Here is a 25,599-nt window from a genome sequence, read left to right on the forward strand (position 1 = left end):
AGTCGATAACAAAACGAAACAGGTGAACTAGAAATGAGCTACACTGCACTACAAGTAGATCCGACCGTACTCGCAGAGGGGGTTAACCTGCTGTGGGTCCTAGTGGTATCGTTCCTGATCTTCTTCATGCACGCGGGCTTCGCCATGCTTGAGGCGGGCCAGGTGCGCTCGAAGAACGTCGCGAACCAGCTAACGAAGAACCTTCTGACCTGGTCGGTCGGTGTGACGGTGTTCTTCCTGATCGGCTCAGGAATCAGTGCGCTGGTCGGCGGCAGCGGCTTCTCGCCCGCCTTCGGTGCCGGGGCCGCAAACGACTACGTCGGCTGGCTGTTCGGTGCCGTCTTCGCGATGACGGCAGCGACCATCGTCTCCGGTGCGGTCGCCGGACGAGCCAAGCTCCGCGCGTACATCACGTACACGTTCCTGCTGGCGGCGGTCATCTACCCCGTCGTCACCGGGATCACGTGGGCTGGCGCGTACATTAGCTTCGGCGGCGAGGCATTCCACGACTTCGCCGGCGGGATGATCGTCCACGGCATGGGCGGCATCGCGGGCCTCACGGCAGCGTACGTCCTCGGCCCACGCATGGGTCGGTACAACGAGGATGGCTCCGCAAATGTCATCCCGGGCCACTCACTGACCTTCGCCGTTCTAGGAACGCTCATCCTCGCGTTTGGCTGGTACGGTTTCAACGTCGGTACGGCAGCGACCGTCTTCGTCGTTGAGGACGGATCGCTTGCCCTCGGTGCGTTCGCAACGGTTGGCCGTGTCGCGATGACGACGACTATCGCGATGGCCTGTGGTGCGATGGGTGCCGGACTGGTCGCGTGGCTGAAGACCGGGAAGGTCGACACCCTATACGTGGCAAACGGTCTGCTGGCCGGGCTGGTCGGTATCACGGCGATCCCCGACACCACGACGTGGTGGGGCGCAATCATCGTCGGTGCCCTCGCAGGCGGACAGCTGCCGGTCGTGTTCAGCTTCATCGAGAACCGAATGAAAATCGACGACGTCTGTGCCGTCTTCCCGGTCCACGGTAGCGCCGGTGTGCTCGGCACGCTGTTGTTCCCGTTCGTCGCCACGCCCGGAACGGTCGGGTCGGTCGCTAACGCCTTCATCGCACAGCTGATCGGCGTCGTCGCCATCGCGGGCTGGACGATTGTCGCAACCGGGGTCGTCTGGTACGCGCTCAAACTGGCCGGTCAGGCCCGGGTTACGCCCGAACACGAGCAGGAAGGGCTGGATGTCAGCGAACACGGCGTCGAGACCTACCCCGAGTTCGGTGGTGGCGAGAGCGTTGTCGCCGATGGTGGTAAAGTGAGCCCGAGCATGCATACTGACGGAGGTTCCCAAGATGACTGAAACCGACGACTCAGAGATCAAGATGGTAGTGGCAATGGTTCGACCGGACAAACTCGGCGACGTAAAGAAGGCGCTGGCTGAGGTCGGCGCACCCTCGCTGACGGTGACGAACGTGTCCGGCCGCGGCTCACAGCCCGCAAAGAAGGGGCAGTGGCGCGGCGAGGAGTACGTCGTTGACCTGCATCAGAAGGTCAAAGTCGAGACGGTGGTTGCCGACATCCCCGCAAAGGATGTCGTCGATGCCATCGCCGACGGTGCCCACACCGGCGAGAAAGGTGACGGCAAGATATTCGTCCTCCCCGTGGACAACGCCTACCAAGTCCGAACCGGCAAAGAAGGCCCAGAGGCAGTCTGAGCGGACGAGATGGTCGATGATACCGACAGACAGGTAGTGAACGCACTGCTCCAGGACGGCCGGGCGAGCGCCCGTGATGTCGCCGCTGCAACCGGCATCGCGGCGACCACGGTGTCACGCCGGATGGACGACCTGGAGGCGACCGGTGTGATCGACGAATACACCATCGACATCGATTACGGGGCGCTGGGCTACGACGTGACTGCCGTGTTCCAGCTCTCCGTCGAGGGCGACGGGCTCGGACGGGTGGTGGACCAGTTACGTGATCGACGCGAAATGGTCGCGGTTTACGAAGTGACCGGCGACCACGATATCGTGGCCGTCGGGAAGTTCACCGACACGCAGTCGATGAACGAACGGATAAAAACGCTGCTGACCGACGAGGATATCCGATCCGCCTCAACGTCAGTCGTACTGAACACGGTGTGTGAGCACGAACAGTTCCCGGTCGGCGGAACTGACGCCTGAGCCGACGCCATCTGTTTTCCGACTGCAATCACAGCAGTGAGTAGCGTCTCGTGGCGGTTTGGAGGTCTAGTGATCGATGAAGCAAGGTTTAATTACAGCAGTAGTAATATATTTTTCATCATGGATTGGGATACGCGGGGGGTAACAGTGACGCGACGAGAGCTACTCGGGGCCGTCGGAGCGAGTTCGCTTGCCGGACTCGCTGGCTGTGGCGGGGACGGTCGCGCCACGACGCCGACAAGCAGTACAGAGTACGCGAATCAGCCGGTCGACGACAATCAAGTGACGATTGGACTCACAATCCCGCAGTCAGGACCGTTCTCGCCGGTTGGGACCGGCCAGCAGCGCGGCTTCGAGCTGGCCATCGACCACCTCAACGAGGGCGGCGGCTGGGTTGACACCGATGCGTGGCAGGCACTGTCCGGGGGCGGAATTCTCGGCCGGACAGTCGAGAGCGTCATAGCTGACACGGAGTCCAGTTCGGAAACAGCCCGGGACGTGGCGGAGACGCTAGTCGAGCAGGACGGGGCCGTGATGGTCGCTGGCGGCGGGTCGACGAACACGGCCCGAGAGCTGCTCAAGTACTGTCCGACCCGCGGCGTGGTCCATATGCTCGGGTTCGCGCCCGGGACGAACGTCACGGGTATCGGCTGCTCGCGATACGGGTTTCAGGAGATGCACAACAGCCGGATGGCCGCCAACGCGCTGGTCCCGGTGTTGACCGAGCGGTCCGAAGGGCGAACGGAGTTCTACCAGTTGTACGCCAGTTCCGATTTCGGCTTCACACAATCCGAGCAGTTCAGGCGCCGGTTTCAGTCGGAGAACTGGAGCGAGATGAGCAAGACGAAGACACGGGTCGGAACGGAGAACTTCAGGCCACAGTTGCGGGAGGCCGTGGACGCTGACGTCGATGCCATCGTGTTGTCCTACCGCGGGCGCGACGCGGTCACTGCGCTGAACCAGGCGAAGGACATCGTTCCAGAAGAGATGGGTATTGTCATGCCGATTGTGAGCCGGCAACTTGCCCGCGATGCCGGTGCCGACATGGCCGGTGTCGTCGGTACCATTTCGTGGGATTACAGCATCGATACGCCACTTTCAACAGCATTCACGGAGTCGTTCAATGCGGCGTATGCCGCCGCCGAGGCCCGAGTCCCGTCGGATCAAGCCCGACTGGCCTACGCACAGATGCTCCAGTACGCCGCGGCCGTCGAGCGGGCCGGGACGTTCGAGCCGCCGGCCGTCATCCGTGAAATCGAAGATACCACGTACCAGGCCGGACGCGGCGAGGCGACGCTACGGGCATGCGATCACCAGTCTATGGGGCCCGTTCCCGTCGTCGAGGGCTCCAGTCAAGGTCCCGAAGTACTCGACGTCATCGAGATTTCGACTGACGTCGGGTACGGCTGCGAGGAGTATCCGGCAAGCGAGTGTACTGACCTGGGGCCGTACGAACCCGAGACAGCCGACAGCTGACGGGCGGTGGCGTTAAGCCGCTTGCGACGTTCCAGAAGATATGGGCTTGAAAGTGGACGTGCGGAAGCTGGACCTTTTCAATCAGATGGCAAAAGAGGGGTCTGGGACAGTCGCGGAGAACCTCGGTCAGTTGACCGGGCTCGACGCGACAGTTCGGACCTCACAGATCAATTTTCTCGACATCGAAGACGTCAAAACACACATCGGCGACGACAAGGGCGTCGGCATTTATGTCGAACTGAACGAACCGCCCTACGGCTACGTCCTGTTTCTGCTCGAACCGGCCGACAGCAAGCAGATGGCCAGCGCGATGATGGGTGGCATGGGTGAGCCAAGCGAGGGCGAGGGGTTCTCCGACATGGAACGGTCGGCGATGCAGGAGATCGGCAACATCATGACCTCCGCGTTCATCGACGGGTGGGCCAACGTGCTGGAGACGACCATTGATATGGGGACACCGAACTTCGTGTTCGGCCCGGCCGACGGCATCATCGACGAGATGGGTGGCTGGCCGGACTCTGATCTAGTGTTCGTCGTCGACTCGCGTATCACTGTCGACGACGGTGACCTCGGGATGACCGTGTACACGTTCCCCGAACTAGAGGACCTCGTCGCGCTGATTCAGGATATCGACCTCGACACCGACGTGGCGGTAGACACCGAAGCCAGCGATATTCTTGACTGACAGCGGCACCCTATCTCTGCACCCCCTGTTCACCGCGTGGCCAGAGTAGATCTGATCGCCGATCGGACAGCCTGCGGTCCGTCGACACCCGATACCAGCTCCGCCTATGCTAATTGGTTACCCATTTCTATTGAAATAAGTATTATATATATTTATCATCAAAACAGCTGGTATGGGATTGGAAAAAGGGGGAGAGGCAGTTGACAGGCGGTCCGTACTACAGATTGCCGGTGGAGTCGGTAGCGCGGGGCTTGCCGGGCTAGCGGGGTGCCAAGGCGGAGGATCGAGAGCCGAAAACACACCGGAGCACCCACCGCTCGGGAACTATCCGGTCGACGGCGACGCGGTCACGCTCGGCTTCAATGTGCCACAGTCCGGGACCTACGCCGCCGAAGGGCGCGACGAACTCCGAGGGTATGAGCTCGCTGTCACGCACCTCAACGAGGGCGGCGGCTGGGTCGGACAGGGTTCCTTTGACGTACTCAGCGGCGATGGCGTGCTCGGAAAGACCGTCGAGTACGTCACTGCAGACACGGAGACGAAGCCGGATGTCGCGACGGCCAATGCAAAGGAGATGATCGAGCAGGACGACGTCGTCATGTTTTCCGGCGGCTCATCCAGTTCCGTCGCCATCGCTCAGCAGGAGGTTGCACAGGCCCAGAAAGTTCCGTATATGTGTTGTCTGACACACTCGAACGACACGACAGGGACGGACTGTGTCCGCTACAGCTTCCGGGAGATGTTCAACGCGTACATGACCGCACAAGCGCTGCTTCCGGTACTCAAGGAACGGTTTGGCCGGGACGCCCAGTACGTCCAGATCTACGCGGACTACAACTGGGGGCAAACGATGGAGTCGTCAATCCGTGATTTCTTCACGTCGAGTGGCTGGGTCGAACTCACAAGCATCCCGACACGTCTCGGGACGACGAACTACGAGGAACCGCTCAAACAGGCCCGGGACGCCGGTGCGGAGGTCGTCTTCCTTGACCACTACGGACTTGACGCCGCGAACTCACTGACAAAGGCGCAGGAAATTCTTCCTGACGAGGTGGGGATTGTGGTGCCGCTGTACAACCGTATCGTGGCGCAGAACGCCTCGAAAGCACTCGACGGTGTCGTCGGGACAGTTGCGTGGGATACCAGCATCTCGTCTGACCTCTCCAATGCGTTCAAGAACGCCTTCACCGCCGAGCACGGGAACGCACAGCGGCCCTCCGGCGTGGCCCATCTGGCCTACGCACAGACGCTCCAGTACGCTGCGGCCGTCGAGCGGGCCGACACGTTCTACCCGCCAGCGGTTATCCGAGAGCTGGAAGACCACGAATACTCGGTCGGGCTGGGTAGCCAGACGATGCGGAGCTGTGACCATCAGGCCCAGCGTGGCGTGCCGGTGGTCGAAGGGCTTCCCGAATCCGAGCAGTCACTCGGTCGGTTTTACGACCTGCTCAGGGTTACGAAAGCGGTCGGATACGACTGTGACGGCGGCCCGGCCGTCGAATGCGAACTCGGAGAGTATGGGGACTAGAGCCGGATCTCAGCAATGCTGAGTAACGGCAAAATACGGCATACGGAGAACCGAGCGGGGACATGGACACGAGCAGTCCCCAGTTGTCAGAGGCAGACGGACGCGCCCTGAGACGGGCGCGTCACGTCGGCACATCCGGCCGTTCGGAGCCGGGGCCGCGTTACTCCAGTAGCTCCGGTGCCGCGTCGTATGCCACCTCCTGGACCGCGGATTCCGACGGATCATCGCCGTCGTGGTCGGTCGAACAGTCTGTCTCAGCCATAGTCAGTCGTCCGCCGAAATCGGCTGCCCCTCGGCGTCGGTCGGGGCCGGGCTGTCGCCGTCGTCGAAGGGATACCACGACTGCTTGCCATCAGCCAAGCACGGGTCGGTGTATCCCTCGACCTCTTCCGGTTCGGCCAATTCGACGATCGTCTCGTGACCGGTGGCGTCGACCCACTCCCGGAACGTCTGGCCCTCCGAGCGGAGCGCGGCGTAGGCCTCGACGATGTTGGCGATCATCCCCGGGACTTCGTCTGCGGGGACGCGCTGGCGGACCCACTCGATGAACGTCGGCTCCGCGCCGATGCCGCCGCCGACGCCCACGTCGACGGCTTCGACCATCTGGCCGTCCTTGCGGGCTCGCATCCCCTGTAAGCCGATGTCGGCCGTCATCGCCTGGCCGCAGTCGGCCGTACAGCCCGAGAAGTGCATCTTGATGCGGTCCACGTCATCGGGCATGTCGACGTTGTCACCGAGCCAGCGGAGCAGGCGGGCCATCCGCGCCTTCGTCTCTGTGAGCGCCAGCGAGCAGAACTCCGTCCCGGTGCAGGCCATCGCCCCCTGAACGAACGGGTTCGGTTCGGGCGAGTGTTTGTCCAGTAGCGGCTCGTTGAGGAGATTCGAGAGGTTCCCGTCGGGCACGTCCATGATGAGCGGGTTCTGTCGGCGGGTCAGGCGTACTTCGCCGGAGCCGTAGGCATCAGCGAGGTCCGCGAGTTCGATGGCGTCCTCGGCGGAGAGTCGGCCCACGGGCACCGAGAGCCCGACGTAGTTCTTGTCGTCTTGCTGGTCGTAGACACCGACATGATCGTGAGCCCCGTGTTCGGCCGACTTGCCGGCGTTGTACGTGTACTCCCCGCGGAAGTCGGTGCCAGCGGTCTCGAACTCGAAATCAAGCCGTTCGTCGAGTTCCTCACGGATGGCGTCGGTACCGTGTTCATCGACGAAAAAGCGTGCGCGGTTCTTCGAGCGGTTCTGACGGTTGCCCGCCTCGTGGTAATACTCAACGAAAGCCCGGACTGTCTCGACGGCGTGTTCGGGCCGGATGAACAGGTCCAGCGGACGGGCCTCGCGGGGTTCGCGACCGCCAAGGCCGCCGCCGACGCGGACGTTGAACCCCTCTACCTCCTCGCCACCGATGAACTTGTGGGCCGGCTCTAGCCCGATGTCGTTGATGCTGTCCTGAGCACACCCCTGCTTGCACCCCGTCACCGAGATGTTGAACTTCCGGGGCATGTTAGCCAAGTCGTCGTCGTCGCGGATGGTCTCCTGAATCTCGTCAAGGATCGGTCGGGACTCGACGAACTCCTCAGCCTTGCCGGCGACCGGACAACCGGAGATATTTCGCATCGTGTCTCCGCCCGCCGAGCGCGAGGAGACGCCGACGGCTTCGAGTTTCTCCCAGATTTCCGGGATATCTTCGAGCTTGAGCCAGTGCAGTTGGATGGACTGGCGGGTGGTAAAGTCGATCCAGCCGTTGCCGAATTCGGGGTTCTCCACCGGTCCCTTCGCATATTCGCGGGCAACTTCGCCGATGGCCCGGAGTTGGTCGGGCTTCAAAACGCCGCCACAATTTGTCAGCCGCATCATGAAATACGACTCCTGGCCGCCGCGGTGGTGGAACACGCCCCAGAACTTGAACCGCGAGAACCACTTCTCGCGTTCGTCCTCGGGAATCGACTCCCAGCCACTCTCAGCGAACTCCTCTAGTTTCTCCCGTACCTCGTCACCGTACAGCTCCGCCTTGTACTCCTCTTTTTTATGTGCCATCTTCGATCACCCTCTCTCTTGATATATGTGGTTTTTTATCACTCATAAGCATCTGAATGTCCGCTAATTTACGTCTAATTACTTAGCTTGGTGACTTATAACACTAATCGTTAAAGAAGTAAAGAGTGAGAGTGGGTTCGACAACAGCCGTCCAGAATTATACCGTCTGGGAGGTGTTTAAAGAGGTTATACACTACACAGACAGAACGGACGAAACCGCAGTACGGCAAGCGACTGACTCGTCGAGAGCCAGAGTTGTCTTTCCGAGAAACTCCCCGAGGACAGGTCACCGGATCGGGCTGGACCCGTAGAACTGGGGTGTCGGTCGCGCGTGCGCTGAACCGGAGCAGACGGACGCGACACGCAACGCAGCAACTGTAGTAGTGAACGCGTGTGAAGTAAACGAGAGACCGTAGAGTGCGTCAGTCGTCGCCGGAGGCGACAGTCGGGCCTTCCTGCGTACTTCCGACGAACCCGGCCGTGTTAGCGATTTTCGCAATCTCCGGTCGGAACACCCACGCCGACAGGGCGACGATAGGTATCATCGTGACAGCGGCCACGGAATACCCCAGGTGGAGGTTCGCCAGCCATGGCGCGGAGTAAAACAGCGGGTAGACAATCCCACCGACAGTGCCGACGCCGCCGACGACACCGGCGACCGAGCCAGAGTCGTTGGGGAACATCGCAGGCACCTGCGCGAAGATAGCGCCCTCAGCCCAGGCACAGCCCGTGCCCACGAGGAAGCCGATGACGACAGCGTTCAACAGCACCCCAGAGAGGCCGGCCAGCGTCATGGCGAACATCATCACCACAATGAAACAGAGCCCGAGGAACGTCCACTGTCCGCGGTACTGGCCCTTGAAGAACGGCAGGATGTTCTTTTCTTTGCGGGCCAGCAGGTCGCTGCCGTAGCCACCGAACGGCCGGAGCAGCCCCGCGGCAATCGAGAACGTCGCGGCGAAGGTGCTTGCGATGACGAGGTTGTCCTGATTGAACGCCTCACGATAGTAAGTAGCGAGCCACCCGTTCATCGACAGTTCCAGACCGAACGACATGATGTACGCGGCGGCGAGGACGACAGTGCCGTACCGCGTGGCCGTGTGCAGCCAGCCTTTGAAGTTGGTGTTCTCTTTGGTCGCCTGTCGTTTTGCATCGGTCTTCGCGGCCTCGCCGAGCGTGTAGTAGGCGATTGCGAGGAGAATAGAGACGATACCGGTGTAGAAGAACGCGGCTCGCCAGTTGGTCGAGAACAGCGGGCCGCTCCAGCCGGAACCGAACACGCGGGAGAGATCAGTGCGCCGCCGGCGGCCCCGGCGTTCCCGACGCCGGCATAAATACCCTCAGCCAGACCGAGATTCTCTTCCTCGAACCACTCGGCGACGTGCTGGATGCCGATGACGAACGTGATGCCGGCCGTCGCCACGATGAGTCGCAACACGAAGAACACGGAGTAGTCCTGTGCGAAGGCGCTCCCGATCGAGAACACGCCGACGTAGGCCAGCACGATGGCGAAGATAGCCGGCGCGCCGAACTTATCCGAGAGCCAGCCGGTGAGCATCCGGCCGAATGGCGCCATCCAGATGGCCGAGCTCGCCAGAATACCGATCTCCGCCGTCGACAGTCCGAACTCCTCGGCCATTGGACCGGTGAACGGCGCGAACGAGAACCAAATAAGGAACGAGAAATTGAAGCCGATGGTCGCCAACAGTAGCGTCCGGTACTTCGTCATCTTGATCAGTCCCATGCCGACACCCCAGTTACGGACCGCGCGTTATCTACGTCCATTACCGAAATTTTGTCCACCAATTCGATTTTATTTTGGATGTGTGCCCACATCAGTACATGATAGGCAAAATACTCGTCATTAAATAACATTACCCCTTTACAAAACGGCTATTCTAATCTGCCTGAGTGGATAGACTGGAAATATATCATCGGATATCCCCTGTTTAAGGCCATTGAACGCCCAGCGTATGGAGGAATAATTGGACATATTTAGATTAATTCGAACGGTACTGGAGAAGCGCGTGTTGCCGAGATGTCGGAAGCGCGCCCCATATCGGTTCAGTCGGCCGTGGCCGGCGGCAATTCGGCCTCCGGGGCAATGAGGCGGGCGGCACACTGCTTAAAGTTCGGCTCGTCGGACTGAGGGTCCCGGTCCGAGAGCGTCAGCCGGTTCGTCGCCGGGTGGTGAATCGGGAGCCACACCATCCCGTGGGGGACGCCCTCGTCCCGGTCGATGGCGACCGTCGCGGAGCCCCGACGGGTCTCGACGGTCAGCGTCCCGTCGGTGACGAGGCCGCTGTGTTCCGCGACCGTCTCGGGATGGATGCGAGCCACCAGCGGGCCGGCCTCGCCGCCGCGGGATCGGACGCCGGTGTTGTACCCGTCGGCCTCGCGGGCGGTGTTCAGGGTCAGCGGGTAGTCGTTGTCGGTTGGTTCCGGGAGCGACCCCTGGCGGCCGGTCGAGAACTGTGCCCGACCGGACGGCGTCGGGAACGACCACGATTCGTCGGCATGGTAGCGGTAGCCGCCGGCGCTTTCCTCGTCCGGCGCGGGCCACCTGACGGCGTGGCTCTCGTCGAGGCGCTCGTAGGTGATGCCCGAACAGTCAGCGACCGTTCCTGCAGTGAGCGATGTGAACTCGTCGAAGACATCCGACGGATCCGGCGACGTGCTTTCGAACAGGTCGGGGAACAGCCGTGAACCGATGGTGGCGATGATCTCCAGATCCGACCTGACCCCGCTCGGTAGGTCGGTGGCCGACCGAACCCGGGAGATGGTCCGCTCCATGTTCGTCGTCGTTCCGTCGCTTTCCCCCCACGTCGCGGCGGGCAGGACCACATCGGCGACCTCCGTCGTTTCGGTGTGGAAGGCGTCCTGCGCGACGACGAACGCGTCTTCGAACGTCTCGCGGACGCTCTCTGCCTCGGGCATCCCGGCGACGGGATTTGTGGCGACAGCCCAGACGGCCTCGGGATCATCTTCGAGCATCCCGACCGGGCCGGGGCCGGTGTCGTCGGGCAAGCGGTCCACCGGCACGTCCCAGTGGTCGGCGACGAGGCGACGGGGGTCCGGGTCCTCGAAGGCTCGCTGGCCGGGCCAGGTCCCCTTCGAGGAGCAGATACGGGTCCCCATGGAGTTGGCCTGGCCGGTCAGCGAGAACGGGCCCCCGCCGGGCCGGAGGTTCCCAGTCGCCAGCGTCAGGTCGATGAGCGCCCGGGCGGTTTCGGTCCCCTGGACGTGCTGATTGATGCCCATGCCCCAGTAGACGAGCGCCCGCTGGTCCATCGCGTCGGCAAGCAGGTCCACGTCGGCCATCTCGACACCGGCCTCGGCGGCGGCATCGGCGGCATCGGGCAGCGTCGCGAGCAGGTCCTCGAACCCGTCGGTCGCTTCGTCGACGAATTCGCGGTCGACACGCCCCGTCTCAACGATACGAGCGAGAACAGCCCGGGCCAGCGCGAGGTCCTTGCCTGGGGCAGGCGCGACGTGGTGCTCGGAGTTCTCCGCAGTCTCGGAGCGGACCGGGTCAACGACAATGATCTCCACACCGTCTTCATCGGCGGACTGCTGGACCCAGCGGAACAGCACGGGGTGGGCGACCGCCGGGTTCGCCCCCCAGACGACGTGGCGGTCGGCATCGCTGATGTCGGCGTACGTACACGGCGGGGCGTCGCTGCCGAAGGCCTGATAGTAGGCGGTGACGGCGCTGGCCATGCACAGCGTCGTGTTGGCGTCGTAGTTGCGCGTGCCGAAGCCGCCGCGGGCGACCTTCCCTAGCGCGTAGGCGGCCTCGTTTGTCTGCTGGCCGCTACCCAGTATCGCGACGGAGTCAGGGTCCTGCTGGTGGGCGGCCTGAAGGCCCTCCACAGCGCGGGCCAGCGCCACGTCCCACTGGGTCTGGCGGAGTTCGCCGTCACTGCGGACCATCGGCCGGGTGAGCCACTCCCCGTCGGGGGCCTTGCTCTCCCGGAGACCACGGGCACAGGCGAGTCCCTGGCTGACTGGATGCGCGGCGTCGCCGCGAACAGCGTCGATACCGTACCCCTCGTCAGCGCCCTGGTGCATGTGCCCGCAGCCGACTGCACACCGCATACACGTCGTCGGCACCCAGTCGCTCACAGCCGCCCACGCGCCGTCCCGACGCCCATTTGTCCAGCTTGGCATGATATTACAGTACGTTCAGATGCCATTATCGTGTTTGCATAGAAGAACACACACTGTATAACAGTAACTCTTTACGAAATACTTATTTCAACGGTAAGTCCGTGACGTACGTCCACCAAGTCGATTGCACCGCCAGGTAACAACAGTTTCTTTCTGACAGCGGTCAAACGGCAGCGTATGAACCACGAGCAGTCACGAGCGCTGTACGACCGCGCCCTGTCGGTGCTGCCGGGCGGCGTCAACTCCTCCGTGCGAGCGACGCGGCCCTATCCGTTCTTCGTCGAGAAGGGGGACGGCGGGCACGTCATCGACGCCGACGGGAACCGATACATCGACTTCGTCATGGGCTATGGTCCGCTGCTGCTGGGCCACAGCCCGCCCGAACAGGTCCAGTCGGCCATCCAGCAACACGCCGCCGAGGGGCCGATGTACGGCGCACCCACTGAAGTCGAGGTCGAACTGGCCGAGTTCGTCACCCGGCACGTCCCCAGCGTCGAGATGCTCCGGTTCGTCAACAGCGGGACCGAGGCAACGGTCTCGGCGGTCCGACTAGCTCGTGGCTACACGGGACGGGACAAGATCGTTGTGATGCAGAGCGGCTATCACGGCGCACAGGAGTCCACGCTGGTCGAGGGCGAGGGCGACCACACGGCCCCGTCCAGCCCCGGTATCCCCGAGAGCTTCGCCGAGCATACGCTGACTGTCCCGTTCAACGACGAGGAAGCCGCCCATGAGGTGTTCGAGGAACACGGTGACGACATCGCCGCGGTGCTCACCGAACCCATCCTCGGGAACTACGGCATCGTCCACCCGGTCGAGGGCTACCACGACACGCTCCGGGAGCTGTGTGACGACCACGGCTCCCTGCTGATCTTCGACGAGGTCATTACCGGCTTCCGCGTCGGCGGTCTCCAGTGTGCCCAAGGCGCGTTCGACATCGACCCCGATATCACCACCTTCGGGAAGATCGTCGGTGGCGGCTTCCCGGTCGGGGCAATCGGCGGCAAAAGCGAGATCATCGAGCAGTTCACCCCTGCCGGCGACGTGTTCCAGTCCGGGACCTTCTCCGGCCACCCCGTGACGATGGCGGCCGGCCTGGAGACGTTGCGGTATGCGGCTGAACACGACGTATACGACCACGTCAACGACCTCGGCGAACGACTTCGAGCGGGCTTGCAGGATATCCTCGAAGACCAAGCTCCCGAGTACACCGTCGTCGGTCGAGATTCGATGTTCAAGGTCATCTTCACCCGTGATGGTCCGGATTCGTTCGAGGGGCAATGTGAGGCTGGCTGCCAGCAACAGGAGTCCTGTCCGCGCTTCGAGTACTGTCCGAAGACCGGCCACGACGTGACACAGGCCGAGACCGAGCGATGGGAGCGGCTGTTCTGGCCCGCGATGAAAGACCAGGGCGTGTTCCTCACGGCGAACCAGTTCGAGTCACAATTCATCTGTGATGCCCACACAGGTGAAGACATTGAGAATGCGCTCGAAGCGTACAAAGAGGCGATATGAGGTGAGCGACGACGACATCGCACTTTCGGAGAAGCGGATGTACGGGGCGAAGCGCCCGGAGACCCACGCGTACGTCGCGTCGGGACTGGGCGTCACCCGCGTTGAGACGGCTGGTGGCCAAATCGGACGGTTCAGCCTGAGCGAGCGATGCAATGCCCGTGACGTGGCCGGCGCAAGCGGTGAAGTCGCGGTCGCCACCGACGAGGACGTGCTCGTGTTGACTGACGACGGCTTCGTCTCGACTGGGTTCGGGCCGGCCACCGCCGTCGGCTACGACGGCGACGGACTGCTCGCGGCCGGCGACGGCCGTGTCGCCCGCTACGACGATGGCGAATGGACCGATATCGGGAGCGTTGACGACGTGCGCGCCATCGACGGCGACCGCCTCGCCGCGGCAGACGGCGTGTACGCCCTGCCGTCGCTCGACCGGCTCGGTCTAGTGGATGTGGCCGACGTGTCCGGCGACTACGCCGCGACCGAGAGCGGGCTGTACCGCTACGAAGGCGAGAGCGCCGACAGCGAGTGGATCGAGGTCCGGTCGGGTCGGCACATGGCGGTCGCAAGCGACGGCGAGCAGGTACACGCTGCCGCGGTGGACGGGCTGTACGAACTGACCGACGGATCGTGGGAGCCGTGTGCGCTCCCCGTCGACGAGCGTGTGATGGACGTGACCCACGGCGACGACACCTACGCTATCACCGAGAACGGAACCTTCCTCGTTGCAACCGCGGCCGAGGCGACAGCCGACGGGCAGGGTGGCTGGCGACAACGCTCGCTGGGCGTCCCTGACGTTGTCGGCGTTGCCGTCGCCTGATCCGGCTTCACAGAATAAGCCGGCGGCCGGACTTTCTTACTGCGGTATTTGCTGTCTGTCGGCTTCTTTCAAAATAATCCCGTACCCCCGGAGCGCCCCGGACTCGTCAAAACTCGCGGAGAACGTCATGTCTGTCCAGCAGCGCGTGCCGTCCTGTCGGATCTGCAGCCCTTCGTGAGAGGCAGACCCCGCTGTTTTCGCTGTTTCGAGGAGCTGCTCCGGGAGGCCGTTCGCTATGTCTGACTCCTCAAAGAACGTCGAAACGTGCGCTCCAAGGATCTCTTCGACATCGTAACCCGTGAATTGTCGGGCACCATCGTTCCAGCGAGTGACGTAGCCCTCGTGGTCAAGGGTGAAGAAGGCGTGGTCGTCCATGGCCTCGATAAGAACGTCGAACTGAGTGCTCTGCCCCATCAACTGCATCCGTTCGGGTGTGATGTCCCGCGCTGTACACACGATTACCCCGTCGTCAGCGTAAGCCAGACGGTGGTTGGTAACGAGCCTGTCTCCGCCTTTCATCAGCCGAACGGTTTCGCCCGACCAGTACTCGTTTTCTTTGACCGCTGGGATGATGTCGTTCTCTAGCCGGTCCGCTTCGTCGTCGTGGTACAGGATTGTCCAGTGTTCACCGTTCAGTTCATCCTGCTCGTATCCAAATAGGTCCGCAAAGGCAGGGTTCACATACGAGAACGCCCCGTCCGGATCGATGAGACTAATGCCTTCGCTGGCGGTTTTCATCGCCCTGTAGCTACGATCGATTGTCTGGACAGCCCGGTACCGTTCAATGAGGTTCGTGATCCGATTGGCCAGGATGGCGTACTGGTCGATCCCGTGCTCCTTCTGGATGTACTCCGTCACACCAGCGGTAATGGCTTCACTCGCGATCTCTTCGCTCCCTTTGCCAGTGAAAAGGATGAACGGCAGGTCGGGTTGCTCCTGGCGGACTGCAGCTAGGAACTCCAGCCCGTCCATTCCCGGCATATCATAGTCTGAGACGATACAATCGATGTCCTCCGCCCGAAGAATCGCAAGACCATCGGTCCCGCTCGTTGCTGTTTGAACTTCGAACCGTTCGTCTTCTTGTTCAAGAAACTGGGCAGTCAAATCCGCAAAATCAGGCTCGTCATCCAGATGTAATATCTTCATTATTGTGGAGGGGCTGTCCTGTTCGTACTGTGGAATCGAACAGGGATAAATATCTGATCTAGTTATAAATTATATTATGAAAGCATGCCGCTGTGGCCCAGAATATGCATTATCACGCAAGCCGCGTAGGTGTCGTATCTATGAGTGTCAGGTGTGATATATTGTCAGAGGCGGGAGTCAGCCACGATGTCGGGGAATCGAAAAGAGGTTTAGCCCGGACAGCCACCCACCGCACATGATTATCCCCGGGGCAGACACGCAGGCGTTCGCGGCGACCCTCGCCGAAGCGACGGGCGAGCGGCTGGGACGGGTCGAGTATGAGCAGTTCCCCGACGGTGAGCACGTCGTCAAAGTCCCCGAAGCACTCTCCGGCGAGCGTGCTGTCGTCGTCGCGTCTACCGTCGACAGCGACGCACACCTGCAGTTGCTCCAGTTGCAGGACGCGGCCCGCGAAAGCGGCGCGAGTGAGGTCGTCACCGTCATCCCGTACATGGGCTACGCCCGCCAGGACGAGGCCTTCAAACCCGGCGAACCGGTGTCCTCGCGGGCGATGGCCCGCGCCATCTCGACGGGGACCGACCGCGTGCTGACGGTGAACCCCCACGAACCAGCCGTCTGTGACTTCTTCGACGTCCCAGCCACCAACGTCGACGCGGCAAGTGTTCTCGCCGACCCGCTGCCTGCGGACCTGCGGGACCCGCTCTTTCTCTCGCCCGACGAAGGCGCAATCAACCTCGCTGAGACGGTCCGGAACGCCTACGGCGAGGGTGAGACGGACTTCTTCCAGAAGGATCGGGACTACGATACCGGCGACATCGAAATCAGCCCCAGCGACGCGCCAGTCGAGGACCGGGACGTGGTGCTTGTCGATGACATCATCGCCACTGGGTCGACAATGAGCGAGTCCGTCGGCGTCCTCGGAGACCGCGACGCCCGGCGGGTGTACGTCACCTGCGTCCATCCGATGCTCGCCAGCAACGCCCTGACGAAGCTCAACAGCGCCGGCGTCGAAGCCGTCTACGGGACGGACACGCTCGAACGTGCCGTCAGCGAGGTCAGCGCCGCGCCGGTCGTCGCAAACCAGTTGTAGTCACTCCTTGTTTCGCCTCTAGCGCAGGAAGTACTCCAACGCTTCCGCAGCCGCCATACTCTCGACTGCTCCTAGTCGCCGATCGCCTGTTCTGAGGGCGCTCGCCGGTCGCGTGCCGGACTAGTCCGACGCTTCCGCAGCCGCGACGGCTCTCGGCTCCTCTTAGTCGCCGCTCGCCTGTTCCGAGGCCTCTCGCTGGTCGGCCTCGCACGGCGCAATCGCAATCTCCATATCAGTTCCTTCGACGTCCCACGTCTTGCGGTGGCCGTCCTTGACGCCGGCGAGTTCATCAGCCCGGACCTCCTCTTTAATCAGGGCTTCGTGCTCGCGGACCAGCGAATCGACGCGCTCGTCGTCGATAGCCAGATCCACGACAATGCGCTCCTCGATGTCCAGTTCGAGGTCCTTGCGCATCTCCTGCACCCGGCGGATGACCTCGCGGGCGTACCCCTCGCTCTCGATGTCCTCGGTGAGCGTGGTGTCAGCGTAGACGACGCCGCCGCCGTCGAGTGCGGTGAACTCTGTTCCGGTGACGCCGTCGGGCGTCTCGCGGCGGAACTCCACCATCTCCTCGGTGAGGGCGATATCCTCGTCGAGCGCGTCGCTCACTGTGCCTTCGAGGGTATCGAGTGACTGCTCGGTGACGCGGGCCTCGTTGAGCGCGTTCATCACACGGCCGGCGTCATCGCCGAAGGCCGGGCCGAGTTCGCTCATGTCGGCCTCGGCGGAGTACTGGAGTTCGCCCCACTCGTTGTCAGCGCCGACGACCTCAACGGCGCGGGCGTTGAGTCGGTCGGCGATGATTGCTTCCTGAGCGCGGACCGCATCGGCCACGTCGTCGCTGTCCACATCGACGATGACACGAGTGACGGGCCAGCGGAGTTTACGTTCGGCCTGCTGACGGGCGTTCGAGCCCGCTTCCTCGACCTCGCGGACGACCTCGATCTCGCGTTCGAGCGCGGGGTCGTGAAGGTCGGCGTCGACCTCTGGCCAGTCGCACATGTGGACCGTCGGGTGGCCGGCGTCACCGGTGAGCGCACCGTACACTTGCTCGGCCACGAACGGCGTGAACGGGGCAAACAGCGCGGCCACGGATTCGAGCACACGGTAGAGGGTGGCGTAGGCCGCCTGCTTCGAGGCGCTGTCCTCCTCTTCCCACATCCGCTCGCGGACGACCTGAATGTAGAAGCGGGAGACGTCCTCGACAACGAACTCGAGCAGTTCGTCGACCGCTTTGTCGTTCTCGAAGTCGTCCATCGAGTCGGTCATCGCCTCGGTCACGCTCTGGAGTCTGGAAAGCACCCACTCGTCGACGAGTTCGAGATCGTCGCGGACGTCCTCGACCGTCGTTTCCTCGGGGTCGAAGTCGTCGGCGCGCATGTACGGCAGCGGGAACCGGGCGACGTTCCAGAGGATGTTCAGCCGGCGCTGCATCTCGGCGGTCTCCTCCCACGAGAAGTTCATGTCCTCGCCCTGCGCGGTCACCGACAGCAGGAACAGTCGCATCGGGTCGCGGCCGTGCTTCTCGATGACCTCATGGGGGTCGATGAGGACGCCCTTCGACTTGGACATGCCGCGGCCGTCGGGCATGTTGGCGTAGCCGTGCATCAGCACCTGCTTGTACGGGATTTCACCGGTTGCGGCGGTACTCATGCCCAGCTGGGACCAGAACCACCCGCGGGTCTGGTCGTGGGCCTCCATGATGAGGTCGGCGGGCCACAGTTCATCGAAGTCCTCGGTCTGCTCGGGGTAGTTGACGGTCCCCCACGTCGCGACGGAGGAGTCAAGCCACACGTCGAACACGTCGCCGACGCGGGTGTAGGTCGTGCCGTCCTCGGTGATGGTGAGGTCGTCGACCGTGCCCTTGTGCAGGTCGACGCTCTCGGGGTCGATTTCTTGCTCGACCCGCTCGGCGAGCTCCTCGCGGTCGCCGACGACGATGGCGTCGTCCATGTCACCGCTCCAGTCTTCAGGAAGCCAGATCGGAATCGGAATGCCCCAGTAGCGCTGTCGCGAGACGTTCCAGTCCGGCGCGTCCTCGACGAAGTCACGGAAGCGGTTGTCGCGGGCCCACTGTGGGTACCACTCGCTGTCCTCGATGTTCGCCAGCAGTTCGTCCTTGATGTCGGTCACTGTGATGAACCACTGGTCGGTGACGATGCGGACGATGTCGGTGTCACAGCGCCAGCACTGCCCCTCGCGGACGGTGTGGCCTTCCTCGCTGGAGAGCAGGACGCCCTTGTCGTCGAGGTCATCGATGACATCATCGTTGGCGTCGCGGACGAAGGTGCCGGCGTACTTGCCCGCGGCGTCGGTGTAGACGCCGTCTGAGCCGACCGGACAGAATATTTCGAGGTCAAGTTCCTGGCCGCGTTCGAAGTCCTCCTCACCGTGGCCAGGCGCGGAGTGGACGAGACCAGTGCGGTCGGCCTCAACGTAGTCGGCGGTGTACACCTGCCCGGAGCCTTCACCCTGTGCGTGGTCCGGCACTTCCTCGGCCAGCGGGTGGTCGTACTCCCAGCCGACCATCTCCTCGCCGGACAGCGTCTCGACGACCTCGTAGTCGTCGTACCGGCCGGCCTTCAACACGTCCTCGACGCAGGCTTCGGCGAGATAGAGGCGTTCGGTGTCGCCGTCTTTCTCGGCGTCGACGCCCACGTATTCGAGGTCGCCGTCGGCGGCGACGAAGGTGTTGGCGACGATAGTCCACGGGGTCGTCGTCCAGATGACCAGACTGCCCTCCGTGTCGCTCAAGGGGAACTTCACGTAAATCGACGGCTTGCTCACGTCATGGTACTCGACCTCGTTGTTGGCGATCCCGGTCTCACACCGTGGACACTGGTTGATGGAGCGCTGGCCCTGCTCGACGAGGTCGCGCTCGTGAGCCTGCTGGAAGCCCCACCAAGCGGCCTCCATGTACTCTGGGTTGACCGTCTTGTACGGCTCGTCCCAGTCCATCCAGACACCGAAGTCCTGAAAGTCCGTCTGGAGGCCTTCGAGTTGCTCTTCGGCGAAGTCTTTGCACTCCTCGATGAAGTTCTCCTCACCGAACTGCTCGATGTCTTTCTTGTTCTCGAAGTCGAGGCGCTCCTCGACTTTCGTCTCGATGGGGAGGCCATGCATGTCATAGCCCGGCCGGTCAGTGACGTTGTAGCCCTGCATCCGCAGGTAGCGGATGTAACAGTCCTTCAGGGTCTTGTTCCACGTCGTCCCCATGTGGGCCGCGCCGGAGGTGTAGGGCGGCCCGTCAACGAAGAAGTAGTCCTCGCCGTCGGCCCGGTGGGCCTTCGTCTGCTCGTAGGCGTCGACATCGTCCCAGTACTCGAAGACGCCGTCCTCGACGGCGTCGGGGTTGTACTGGTCGTCGACAGCGGCGAAACGTTCCATACCGGCACATTCGCCGCCTCCAATAAAGGACAATCGGTTATGTGTGTGCCGTTCGGACGGTACGGCCCCAATGTGGCGCTGGTCAGCGCTCGCGCTGGAGCAGTAACCCGGCTGTCTGCCCGCTGTTTTCGGTTATCGGTGCGACAACTTCCCAGCCGTCCGCGCCGAGGTCGTTCAGTTCGTCTGTCGGGACGCTACTGCTTCCGAACATCCCGGTGTCGATATCGAGCGTCTTGTATTCGTAGGAGGGCATACAGGCGTCGTGACAGCGGCCACCAGCAAATGTCTTGGGCTCCGGGGCGGCGCATGCGCTGACCGCCACCGATTTGCCACGCACAGCCCTCACGTCGCATGTGCCAAAGTTCCCCGATGGAGCGAAGCGAAACGCCCTCGCTGAGGGCTGTCGGCGCTGCCCCGAACTCGCCGACAGTCGGACCTGTATCTCGTGGGGCAACGGCCCGCTGTCAGCCGACCTCGTCGTCGTTGGCGAAGCCCCTGCCGAGGGGGACCCCGAGGCCGAGCACTGGCAGGGTGGCAACCTGACCGGCATGGCCTACACCTCGCGGCGATCCGGGCGGAAAATCCGGGCAGTGCTCGCCGACGCCGGGTTCGGCCACGACGACTGCTACTACACCAACGCGGTGAAGTGCCATCCGCCAGGGAACCGCGACCCGACCGAGACGGAGCTGGCGAACTGCCGGCCCTACCTCGTCAGAGAGGTCGAGACGGTCGAGCCGGCGGCGGTCGTGACGACTGGAAAACACGCGACGAAGACGGTACTGGCGCTGGACGACAACAGCCTTGACAGCTTCCTCGACAGCGTGCTCGACCCGCGGCAAAGCGAGGCTCTGTGCGTGCCCGTGGTCCCGCTGCTCCACCCGTCGTATCAGGAAGTCTGGCTCTCGCGGCTGGGCTACGACTACGGGGGGTACGTCGACGCCATCGCTGAGACGGTCGCGCGCGTCGCCGACACCTAGAACCTTCTTGTGACCGCCGGACGCAGGGACGACTATGAGCGAGGACTGCATTTTCTGTCAGATCGTTGCCGGCGACATCCCCGGCCGCACCGTCTACGAGGACGACACCGTGCTGGCGTTTCTGGACGCCAATCCCCTTTCGCCGGGACATACGCTCGTTATCCCGAAGGACCACCACGAGCGGTTGAACGACACGCCCGCCGATGTGGCGAGTGCGGTCATGTCGACCCTGCACGAACTCGTCCCCGCCATCGAGGCGGCCGTCGACGCCCCCGCCAGCACGGTCGCGTTCAACAATGGCGAAGTGGCCGGTCAGGAGGTCCCCCACGTCCATGGCCACATTATCCCGCGGTTCGAGGACGACGGCGGCCGCCCGGTTCACGTGCTGGTCAATGACCGCCCTGACCTCTCCGATGACGAACTGGACGACATCGAGTCGGATATCGTCGCCGAGCAAGCGTAAAATTCCGCATCTTTTTATCGAAAGATACGCCAACAGCGACGCATGGGGGTTTCGACGCTCGCGTTCGTCGGGTGTACCGGTGGGGCTGGAACGACAAGATTGACAGTCGAGACGGCGGCGACGCTGGCCCGGGGTGGACGGTCCGTCGCTGTCGTCGACGCAGCCTTTGGCACACAGGGGCTGGCAACATACGTCGATGGGCGACTTGACGCCGACGTGACTGCGGTGGCCGTCGGCGACGTTCCGGTCGACGACGCGCTGTTCGAGTGGAGTATCGACGCCGACGGGCGGGTCGCGCTCTGTCCGACCCACGCGCCGTTCGAGCGCCTCGCTCGCGCGAAGTCAGCCGAGAACGCACAGACGCTCGAACAGGCTATCGAGGAGCTAGCCGACCGGTTCGACCACGTCCTGCTCGATGTGCCACCAATCGCGTCGAATCAGGCCGTCGCCGCTGCAACAACCGCACAGCGGCGGGCGCTCGTGGTGCCGGCCAGCCAGCGCGGTAGCGACCTGCTTCCGCGACAGCAGGGCCGACTCCGTGACATCGGAGCGCCGGCATCAGCCATTGTTGCCACCCGCGTGCACGGCGATACCGACGAATCCGTCGAGGATGCAGCACATACGGTCCCACACATCGAGACGAGTGCGCATAGACCTCTTGTGACGGACCCGGATACCGATGTTGCCCCGACTGTCGCCGCACTGGCCGAGGACCTGCTCGATATCGACCTCGGTCTGACCTTCGAGGACGACAGCCTGTTCTCCCGCTAGGGAAGCGGGAGGACGATGACGGGGCGGTCAACGCGGGCGAGGAGGTTTCGGGCCGTCGACCCGACACCGTCACTATCGTCGGAACCGCGATGTGGGCCGATGAGGAGTTCGTCCGGGTCGTGCTCGGCGACAGCCGCCAGTATTTCCGTCACGGGCTCGCCTTCCCGTGTCTCCGTTGCGGGCATAAACGGCGCGAGCCGCGAGCGGGCGACGTTGACGGCGTCACCCGCGTCACGTGATGGGGCATCGGGGTCGCGGACGGCGACCACGACAATGTCGTCATCACCTGCCGGGTCGAGCCGGTGCTGGAGGTAGTCAGCGGCGGCCGCGGTGACGTGAACCGAGCTTGTGGCGAGCAGAAACGTCGTCATGGACGACTCTGCGGCGTCGCTCGGCTTCGGGCTTTCGTTCGTCAGCAACGCACCAAGGACAACTATACAGGTAGCAACAGACTCGGGGGCGTAGCATACACATAGTGAGTGGCTACTCATATACGGGACTCCTTGCGAAGCCATGACCCTATCCGAAACCCCGGACCCGATACGGTTCGTCTGTCCGTTCTGTGAGCGGACGTTCGACCGGCCCCAATCAGTGTGTGATAGCTGCGATAGCACAGTCGTCGTCTCCGTGGAAAGTCAATCAGTGTACGACAGCATCCTTCCGATGTGTGGACATTAGGACGGGTGGAACATGACGTACCGGTCGTCTGTCACGCGCACCGACGGGCTTACATACAGCCCAACCTGTACCCGAGAGCGTGCGCGTCGAGAACAGTTTCATCGGTACCGACGGCGTCGGGGAAAAGACCGAGCAGTCCATCTGGGAGCAGGGCGTCACCCACTGGGACGAATTCGAACCGTCCGTCGTCGGCGGCCAGCGCGGCGACCGGATCCAGCAGTTCATCGACGAGGGGCGCGAGCGGGTGGCCGAGACCGACGTTACCTACTTCGACCATGCGTTTCCCAGCAGCGAGCGCTGGCGGCTGTACGAGACCTTCCGCGAGCGGGCCTGTTTCTTCGACATTGAGACGACCGGGCTCGACCAAGACCACAATCAGGTGACGACAGTGAGCCTCCATCAGGACGGGGAAACACAGACACTCATCGCCGGTGACGACCTGACTGCCGAGAACCTTCGGGCCGCGTTCGACGGTGCGGACTTGCTGGTGACGTTCAACGGCAAGCGCTTCGACGTGCCCTTCCTCGAAGCGAACTTCGACGTCGACCTCAACCGCCCGCATCTGGACCTGATGTACACCTGCAAGAAGATCGGACTCTCCGGCGGGCTCAAACAGGTCGAGCAGGACATCGGTATCGAGCGGGACCGGCCAGACATCTCGGGCCAAGACGCGGTGCGACTCTGGCGGGAACACGAGCAGGGCAGAGATGGTGCACTCGAAACACTGGTATCATACAACCGTGAGGATACGGTGAACCTCAAGAAATTGGCAGAAACCGCCACCGAGAGGCTTGACGATCAGGTTTTTGTCGGCTGATGGCGAGAGCGTGAATCGTCACCACACCCCCATTGTTTCAGGTGGAGCGGGGCGGCGGTTGACAGCCGTAGAGTGGTAGCGAGAGTATTGCCGCGCTATCGACTCCAGAACGGCGTGTACCCGTGGCCGAGGACGATAGAAGCCACGTGCCAGGCAACGAGTTCGATGACCAGCGACGTATCCTGCCCCGTACCGATGCCGTAGAGCGATGGGAGATACAGCAACGGCAGCAATACCGCACCCCAGAACGCAAACGGTCGGACACTGACGAGTGTCACGGTCCAGACCCCGCGGGCGGCGAACGCAAGTGCGTTGAGATATCGACTGGGGTCCGCCAGTCGAAATCTGTCGGTGTCGCCCTGGTGGGGTAGCGGAGGACTATCGCTGCTCGATGACCCCACCCTCACTCCCCCTGTCTGGCCTCGGTATCATTAATCAAACCAACAGTATACCGCACCTAATCGGTGGTCACTACACAGATAGACGACTGCGCCAGCGTGTCTATGTGTATTCATGTCCACAGGTACTGTCATTTTGTGACAGGAATTACACTGGATTCACGGCGTCCTCACAATCCGGGCACGCGGCGAGCATCCGCGGCCAGTCGCCGGCCCTGTCGTACGCAATGACGAGGTTCGCTGCGGGAATCGTCACGTCACAGGCTGGACACTTCCCGAGCGGTGGGTCGGCCGTTTCTGTGTCACTTTTCCACATACATCGAGCTACGCACTCAATACATATTGTTACCAGGCTCCTACAGGGTGGAACCACGTCTTCACCGTCGTCCCGCAGCAGCGACGCAACCAGTCGTTCAATGTGGTGAATCGGCCGAAAACGGAAGCGGCCAGGTTCAGTAGTTCGGGGCCTCGGGAGTCTGTGGCGAGTCCGTCGGCCGCAGCAGGTGGACGCGCCCGGCGAGGAACCCAAGCAAGAGGCCGGTGAAGTGTGCGATGAGCGCGACGCCGGGGTTCGCGGTGGCGAGCGTGATCGCCGCGGCGACAACGCCAGCCAGTGCCAACTGAACACGCGGTGCGAGTTCGAACCCGCCGATGACAGTGTCCGTCAAACGGTTTGCGGCGAGCAGATATCCAAAGAGCGCAAACACCGCGCCGCTGGCCCCGAGGACGGAGACGTGGCTGACCATCCCGGGAACATGCGGGCCGACAAGGCTGGTAATCGAAACCTGCGAGACGCCGGCGAGCGCGCCGGTCGAGACGAAGAAGGTGTGGAATCGGAGCGGCGACGTCCGGCGTTCGAGGACGACGCCGGCGAGCGCCAATCCGACAGCGTTTGCGAGGAGATGCGACAGGCCAGCATGTGCGTACACGCTGGTGATAAGCGTCCAAGGGCGACTGAACAGCGGCGGGGAGAGGGCGAACAGGCTCCGCGGGGCGGTCACGACGCCGGCGGCCTGCTGTGCGAGGAACACAGCAACGATGACGGCCAGCGTGACCACGGTCGGGCTTTGTCGCAGCGGCTTCATCGTGCCGATATTGTCGCTCTCGACACAAGAAACGCTCGGACAGCCCTCCGTTTCAGAACGCATACGTGGCATCGTCGCGTTATGTCGTGTATGTCCGAACTGACCAACGCCCTCACTGCGGCGTTCGCAGACGAGACCGACGACAAAATCGCACAGACGGCCGCCGAGAACATCGCCGACTTCGCCGAGGAGTACGACGAGGACCTGACGAGCGACCGCGTCACCGGCCTGCTCGCGGACGCGCCTTACGACGGGTTCGACCGCCAGTTCAACTGGGTCATCGGCGAACTCGCCGCCGAGAATGAGGACTGCACCGACTCCCGAGCGTTCCGTATCGATGGGTTCGGCGAACTTGCCGCCGACCCGGATGTCGGGACCTGAGG

At 62.9% G+C, this 25,599-nt stretch carries 23 protein-coding genes and 1 pseudogene; 14 read left to right on the plus strand and 10 right to left on the minus strand.

The features are described from left to right. Positions 1-33 precede the first annotated feature (33 nt). The 6 genes from ACODNH_RS10030 (at position 34) to ACODNH_RS10055 (ending at position 5,874) form a co-directional block, all read left to right on the plus strand. Positions 34-1,362 carry an ammonium transporter gene (locus ACODNH_RS10030; protein WP_306709875.1) on the plus strand — a complete coding sequence of 443 codons (1,329 nt, stop codon included), beginning with the start codon at positions 34-36 and terminating at the stop codon, positions 1,360-1,362. Then, a complete protein-coding gene (locus tag ACODNH_RS10035) occupies positions 1,355-1,717 on the plus strand; it encodes a P-II family nitrogen regulator (RefSeq protein ID WP_005536890.1) in 363 nt (120 codons plus the stop codon). The genes ACODNH_RS10030 and ACODNH_RS10035 overlap by 8 nt, the downstream gene beginning before the upstream one ends. 9 nt (positions 1,718-1,726) lie before the next feature. Continuing rightward, positions 1,727-2,185 (plus strand): HTH-type transcriptional regulator Lrp, encoded by a 459-nt coding sequence (lrp, locus tag ACODNH_RS10040; RefSeq protein WP_434531319.1) that lies wholly within the window; start codon positions 1,727-1,729, stop codon positions 2,183-2,185. A gap of 120 nt (positions 2,186-2,305) precedes the next feature. Continuing rightward, positions 2,306-3,661 (plus strand): substrate-binding protein, encoded by a 1,356-nt coding sequence (locus tag ACODNH_RS10045; protein WP_306709880.1) that lies wholly within the window; start codon positions 2,306-2,308, stop codon positions 3,659-3,661. Positions 3,662-3,701: 40 nt separating this feature from the next. Further along, complete coding sequence (locus ACODNH_RS10050; protein ID WP_306709882.1) at positions 3,702-4,346, plus strand: chemotaxis protein CheC; 645 nt, start codon at positions 3,702-3,704, stop codon at positions 4,344-4,346. A gap of 172 nt (positions 4,347-4,518) precedes the next feature. Beyond that, entirely contained in the window at positions 4,519-5,874 is a 1,356-nt protein-coding gene (locus tag ACODNH_RS10055) for a substrate-binding protein (protein WP_434531320.1), read from the plus strand. 264 nt (positions 5,875-6,138) lie between these two features. Here ACODNH_RS10055 and ACODNH_RS10060 read toward each other — a convergent pair whose 3' ends face one another. From ACODNH_RS10060 to nasA, 3 genes and pseudogenes are all read right to left on the minus strand, one after another. Then, positions 6,139-7,905, minus strand: coding sequence for a nitrite/sulfite reductase (locus ACODNH_RS10060; protein ID WP_434531321.1), 1,767 nt, complete (start codon positions 7,903-7,905; stop codon positions 6,139-6,141). 422 nt (positions 7,906-8,327) lie between these two features. Beyond that, positions 8,328-9,649 (minus strand): annotated as a pseudogene (locus ACODNH_RS10065) (MFS transporter). Between the two features lie 320 nt (positions 9,650-9,969). Next, complete coding sequence (gene nasA / locus ACODNH_RS10070) at positions 9,970-12,075, minus strand: assimilatory nitrate reductase NasA (protein WP_306709891.1); 2,106 nt, start codon at positions 12,073-12,075, stop codon at positions 9,970-9,972. 177 nt (positions 12,076-12,252) lie between these two features. Here nasA and hemL point away from each other — a divergent pair, with 177 nt between their 5' ends. Continuing rightward, complete coding sequence (gene hemL, locus ACODNH_RS10075) at positions 12,253-13,590, plus strand: glutamate-1-semialdehyde 2,1-aminomutase (RefSeq protein ID WP_434531322.1); 1,338 nt, start codon at positions 12,253-12,255, stop codon at positions 13,588-13,590. 1 nt (position 13,591) lies between these two features. After that, on the plus strand, positions 13,592-14,404 hold the full coding sequence (locus ACODNH_RS10080; protein WP_306709896.1) for an HVO_0234 family beta-propeller protein: 813 nt from the start codon (positions 13,592-13,594) through the stop codon (positions 14,402-14,404). A 36-nt stretch (positions 14,405-14,440) separates the two neighbouring features. Here ACODNH_RS10080 and ACODNH_RS10085 read toward each other — a convergent pair whose 3' ends face one another. Continuing rightward, on the minus strand, positions 14,441-15,550 hold the full coding sequence (locus tag ACODNH_RS10085) for a PAS domain-containing response regulator (RefSeq protein ID WP_306709898.1): 1,110 nt from the start codon (positions 15,548-15,550) through the stop codon (positions 14,441-14,443). A 235-nt stretch (positions 15,551-15,785) separates the two neighbouring features. Between ACODNH_RS10085 and prs the strand changes: the two genes are divergently transcribed. Beyond that, positions 15,786-16,640, plus strand: coding sequence for a ribose-phosphate diphosphokinase (prs, locus tag ACODNH_RS10090; RefSeq protein WP_306709900.1), 855 nt, complete (start codon positions 15,786-15,788; stop codon positions 16,638-16,640). A gap of 162 nt (positions 16,641-16,802) precedes the next feature. Here the strand turns inward: prs and ileS are convergent, their stop codons facing one another. Together ileS and ACODNH_RS10100 are read right to left on the minus strand one after the other, a co-directional pair. After that, positions 16,803-20,027, minus strand: a complete 3,225-nt coding sequence (gene ileS / locus ACODNH_RS10095) for an isoleucine--tRNA ligase (RefSeq protein WP_434531323.1) — start codon at positions 20,025-20,027, stop codon at positions 16,803-16,805. 82 nt (positions 20,028-20,109) lie between these two features. Continuing rightward, entirely contained in the window at positions 20,110-20,280 is a 171-nt protein-coding gene (locus ACODNH_RS10100) for a DUF4177 domain-containing protein (protein WP_306709906.1), read from the minus strand. Between the two features lie 100 nt (positions 20,281-20,380). Here ACODNH_RS10100 and ACODNH_RS10105 point away from each other — a divergent pair, with 100 nt between their 5' ends. Genes ACODNH_RS10105 through ACODNH_RS10115 form a run of 3 tightly spaced genes read left to right on the plus strand, consistent with a single transcriptional unit; the run spans position 20,381 to position 22,238 of the window. Beyond that, the gene (locus ACODNH_RS10105) at positions 20,381-21,004 is read left to right on the plus strand and encodes a uracil-DNA glycosylase (RefSeq protein ID WP_306709908.1); all 624 of its coding nucleotides are present in this window, start codon (positions 20,381-20,383) and stop codon (positions 21,002-21,004) included. Positions 21,005-21,038: 34 nt separating this feature from the next. Beyond that, positions 21,039-21,467 (plus strand): HIT family protein, encoded by a 429-nt coding sequence (locus ACODNH_RS10110; RefSeq protein WP_306709911.1) that lies wholly within the window; start codon positions 21,039-21,041, stop codon positions 21,465-21,467. A 42-nt stretch (positions 21,468-21,509) separates the two neighbouring features. Continuing rightward, the gene (locus ACODNH_RS10115; protein WP_434531324.1) at positions 21,510-22,238 is read left to right on the plus strand and encodes a ParA family protein; all 729 of its coding nucleotides are present in this window, start codon (positions 21,510-21,512) and stop codon (positions 22,236-22,238) included. Here the strand turns inward: ACODNH_RS10115 and ACODNH_RS10120 are convergent. Continuing rightward, entirely contained in the window at positions 22,235-22,609 is a 375-nt protein-coding gene (locus tag ACODNH_RS10120; protein ID WP_306709915.1) for a universal stress protein, read from the minus strand. The genes ACODNH_RS10115 and ACODNH_RS10120 overlap by 4 nt on opposite strands. Positions 22,610-22,995: 386 nt before the next feature. On the opposite strand from ACODNH_RS10120, the gene ACODNH_RS10125 reads away from it, so the two are divergent. Then, on the plus strand, positions 22,996-23,733 hold the full coding sequence (locus ACODNH_RS10125; protein WP_306709917.1) for a ribonuclease H-like domain-containing protein: 738 nt from the start codon (positions 22,996-22,998) through the stop codon (positions 23,731-23,733). 95 nt (positions 23,734-23,828) lie between these two features. Here ACODNH_RS10125 and ACODNH_RS10130 read toward each other — a convergent pair whose 3' ends face one another. The 3 genes from ACODNH_RS10130 to ACODNH_RS10140 all read right to left on the minus strand — a co-directional run bounded on the left by ACODNH_RS10130 (position 23,829) and on the right by ACODNH_RS10140 (position 25,216). Next, positions 23,829-24,134: a hypothetical protein gene (locus ACODNH_RS10130; RefSeq protein WP_306709919.1), complete on the minus strand. Its 306-nt coding sequence runs from the start codon at positions 24,132-24,134 to the stop codon at positions 23,829-23,831. A gap of 145 nt (positions 24,135-24,279) precedes the next feature. Then, positions 24,280-24,447 (minus strand): hypothetical protein, encoded by a 168-nt coding sequence (locus ACODNH_RS10135; protein WP_306709921.1) that lies wholly within the window; start codon positions 24,445-24,447, stop codon positions 24,280-24,282. Between the two features lie 136 nt (positions 24,448-24,583). Further along, a complete protein-coding gene (locus ACODNH_RS10140; protein WP_306710473.1) occupies positions 24,584-25,216 on the minus strand; it encodes a rhomboid family intramembrane serine protease in 633 nt (210 codons plus the stop codon). 90 nt (positions 25,217-25,306) lie between these two features. On the opposite strand from ACODNH_RS10140, the gene ACODNH_RS10145 reads away from it, so the two are divergent. After that, positions 25,307-25,597 (plus strand): hypothetical protein, encoded by a 291-nt coding sequence (locus ACODNH_RS10145; protein ID WP_306709923.1) that lies wholly within the window; start codon positions 25,307-25,309, stop codon positions 25,595-25,597. Positions 25,598-25,599: the final 2 nt, after the last annotated feature.

The sequence above is a fragment of the Haloarcula sp. NS06 genome (assembly GCF_051122755.1).
Lineage (GTDB): Archaea > Halobacteriota > Halobacteria > Halobacteriales > Haloarculaceae > Haloarcula.

Bases quoted from the DNA above. Each gene is read 5' to 3' on its own strand.
- nasA (WP_306709891.1), bottom strand. From the start codon at position 12,075: ATGCCAAGCTGGACAAATGGGCGTCGGGACGGCGCGTGGGCGGCTGTG.
- prs (WP_306709900.1), top strand. From the start codon at position 15,786: ATGATTATCCCCGGGGCAGACACGCAGGCGTTCGCGGCGACCCTCGCC.
- ACODNH_RS10145 (WP_306709923.1), top strand. From the start codon at position 25,307: ATGTCCGAACTGACCAACGCCCTCACTGCGGCGTTCGCAGACGAGACC.
- ACODNH_RS10115 (WP_434531324.1), top strand. From the start codon at position 21,510: ATGGGGGTTTCGACGCTCGCGTTCGTCGGGTGTACCGGTGGGGCTGGA.
- ACODNH_RS10120 (WP_306709915.1), bottom strand. From the start codon at position 22,609: ATGACGACGTTTCTGCTCGCCACAAGCTCGGTTCACGTCACCGCGGCC.
- ACODNH_RS10035 (WP_005536890.1), top strand. From the start codon at position 1,355: ATGACTGAAACCGACGACTCAGAGATCAAGATGGTAGTGGCAATGGTT.
- ACODNH_RS10055 (WP_434531320.1), top strand. From the start codon at position 4,519: ATGGGATTGGAAAAAGGGGGAGAGGCAGTTGACAGGCGGTCCGTACTA.
- ACODNH_RS10100 (WP_306709906.1), bottom strand. From the start codon at position 20,280: ATGCCCTCCTACGAATACAAGACGCTCGATATCGACACCGGGATGTTC.
- ACODNH_RS10050 (WP_306709882.1), top strand. From the start codon at position 3,702: ATGGGCTTGAAAGTGGACGTGCGGAAGCTGGACCTTTTCAATCAGATG.
- ACODNH_RS10110 (WP_306709911.1), top strand. From the start codon at position 21,039: ATGAGCGAGGACTGCATTTTCTGTCAGATCGTTGCCGGCGACATCCCC.
- ileS (WP_434531323.1), bottom strand. From the start codon at position 20,027: ATGGAACGTTTCGCCGCTGTCGACGACCAGTACAACCCCGACGCCGTC.
- hemL (WP_434531322.1), top strand. From the start codon at position 12,253: ATGAACCACGAGCAGTCACGAGCGCTGTACGACCGCGCCCTGTCGGTG.
- ACODNH_RS10045 (WP_306709880.1), top strand. From the start codon at position 2,306: ATGGATTGGGATACGCGGGGGGTAACAGTGACGCGACGAGAGCTACTC.
- ACODNH_RS10060 (WP_434531321.1), bottom strand. From the start codon at position 7,905: ATGGCACATAAAAAAGAGGAGTACAAGGCGGAGCTGTACGGTGACGAG.
- ACODNH_RS10085 (WP_306709898.1), bottom strand. From the start codon at position 15,550: ATGAAGATATTACATCTGGATGACGAGCCTGATTTTGCGGATTTGACT.
- ACODNH_RS10135 (WP_306709921.1), bottom strand. From the start codon at position 24,447: ATGTGGAAAAGTGACACAGAAACGGCCGACCCACCGCTCGGGAAGTGT.
- ACODNH_RS10140 (WP_306710473.1), bottom strand. From the start codon at position 25,216: ATGAAGCCGCTGCGACAAAGCCCGACCGTGGTCACGCTGGCCGTCATC.
- ACODNH_RS10030 (WP_306709875.1), top strand. From the start codon at position 34: ATGAGCTACACTGCACTACAAGTAGATCCGACCGTACTCGCAGAGGGG.
- lrp (WP_434531319.1), top strand. From the start codon at position 1,727: ATGGTCGATGATACCGACAGACAGGTAGTGAACGCACTGCTCCAGGAC.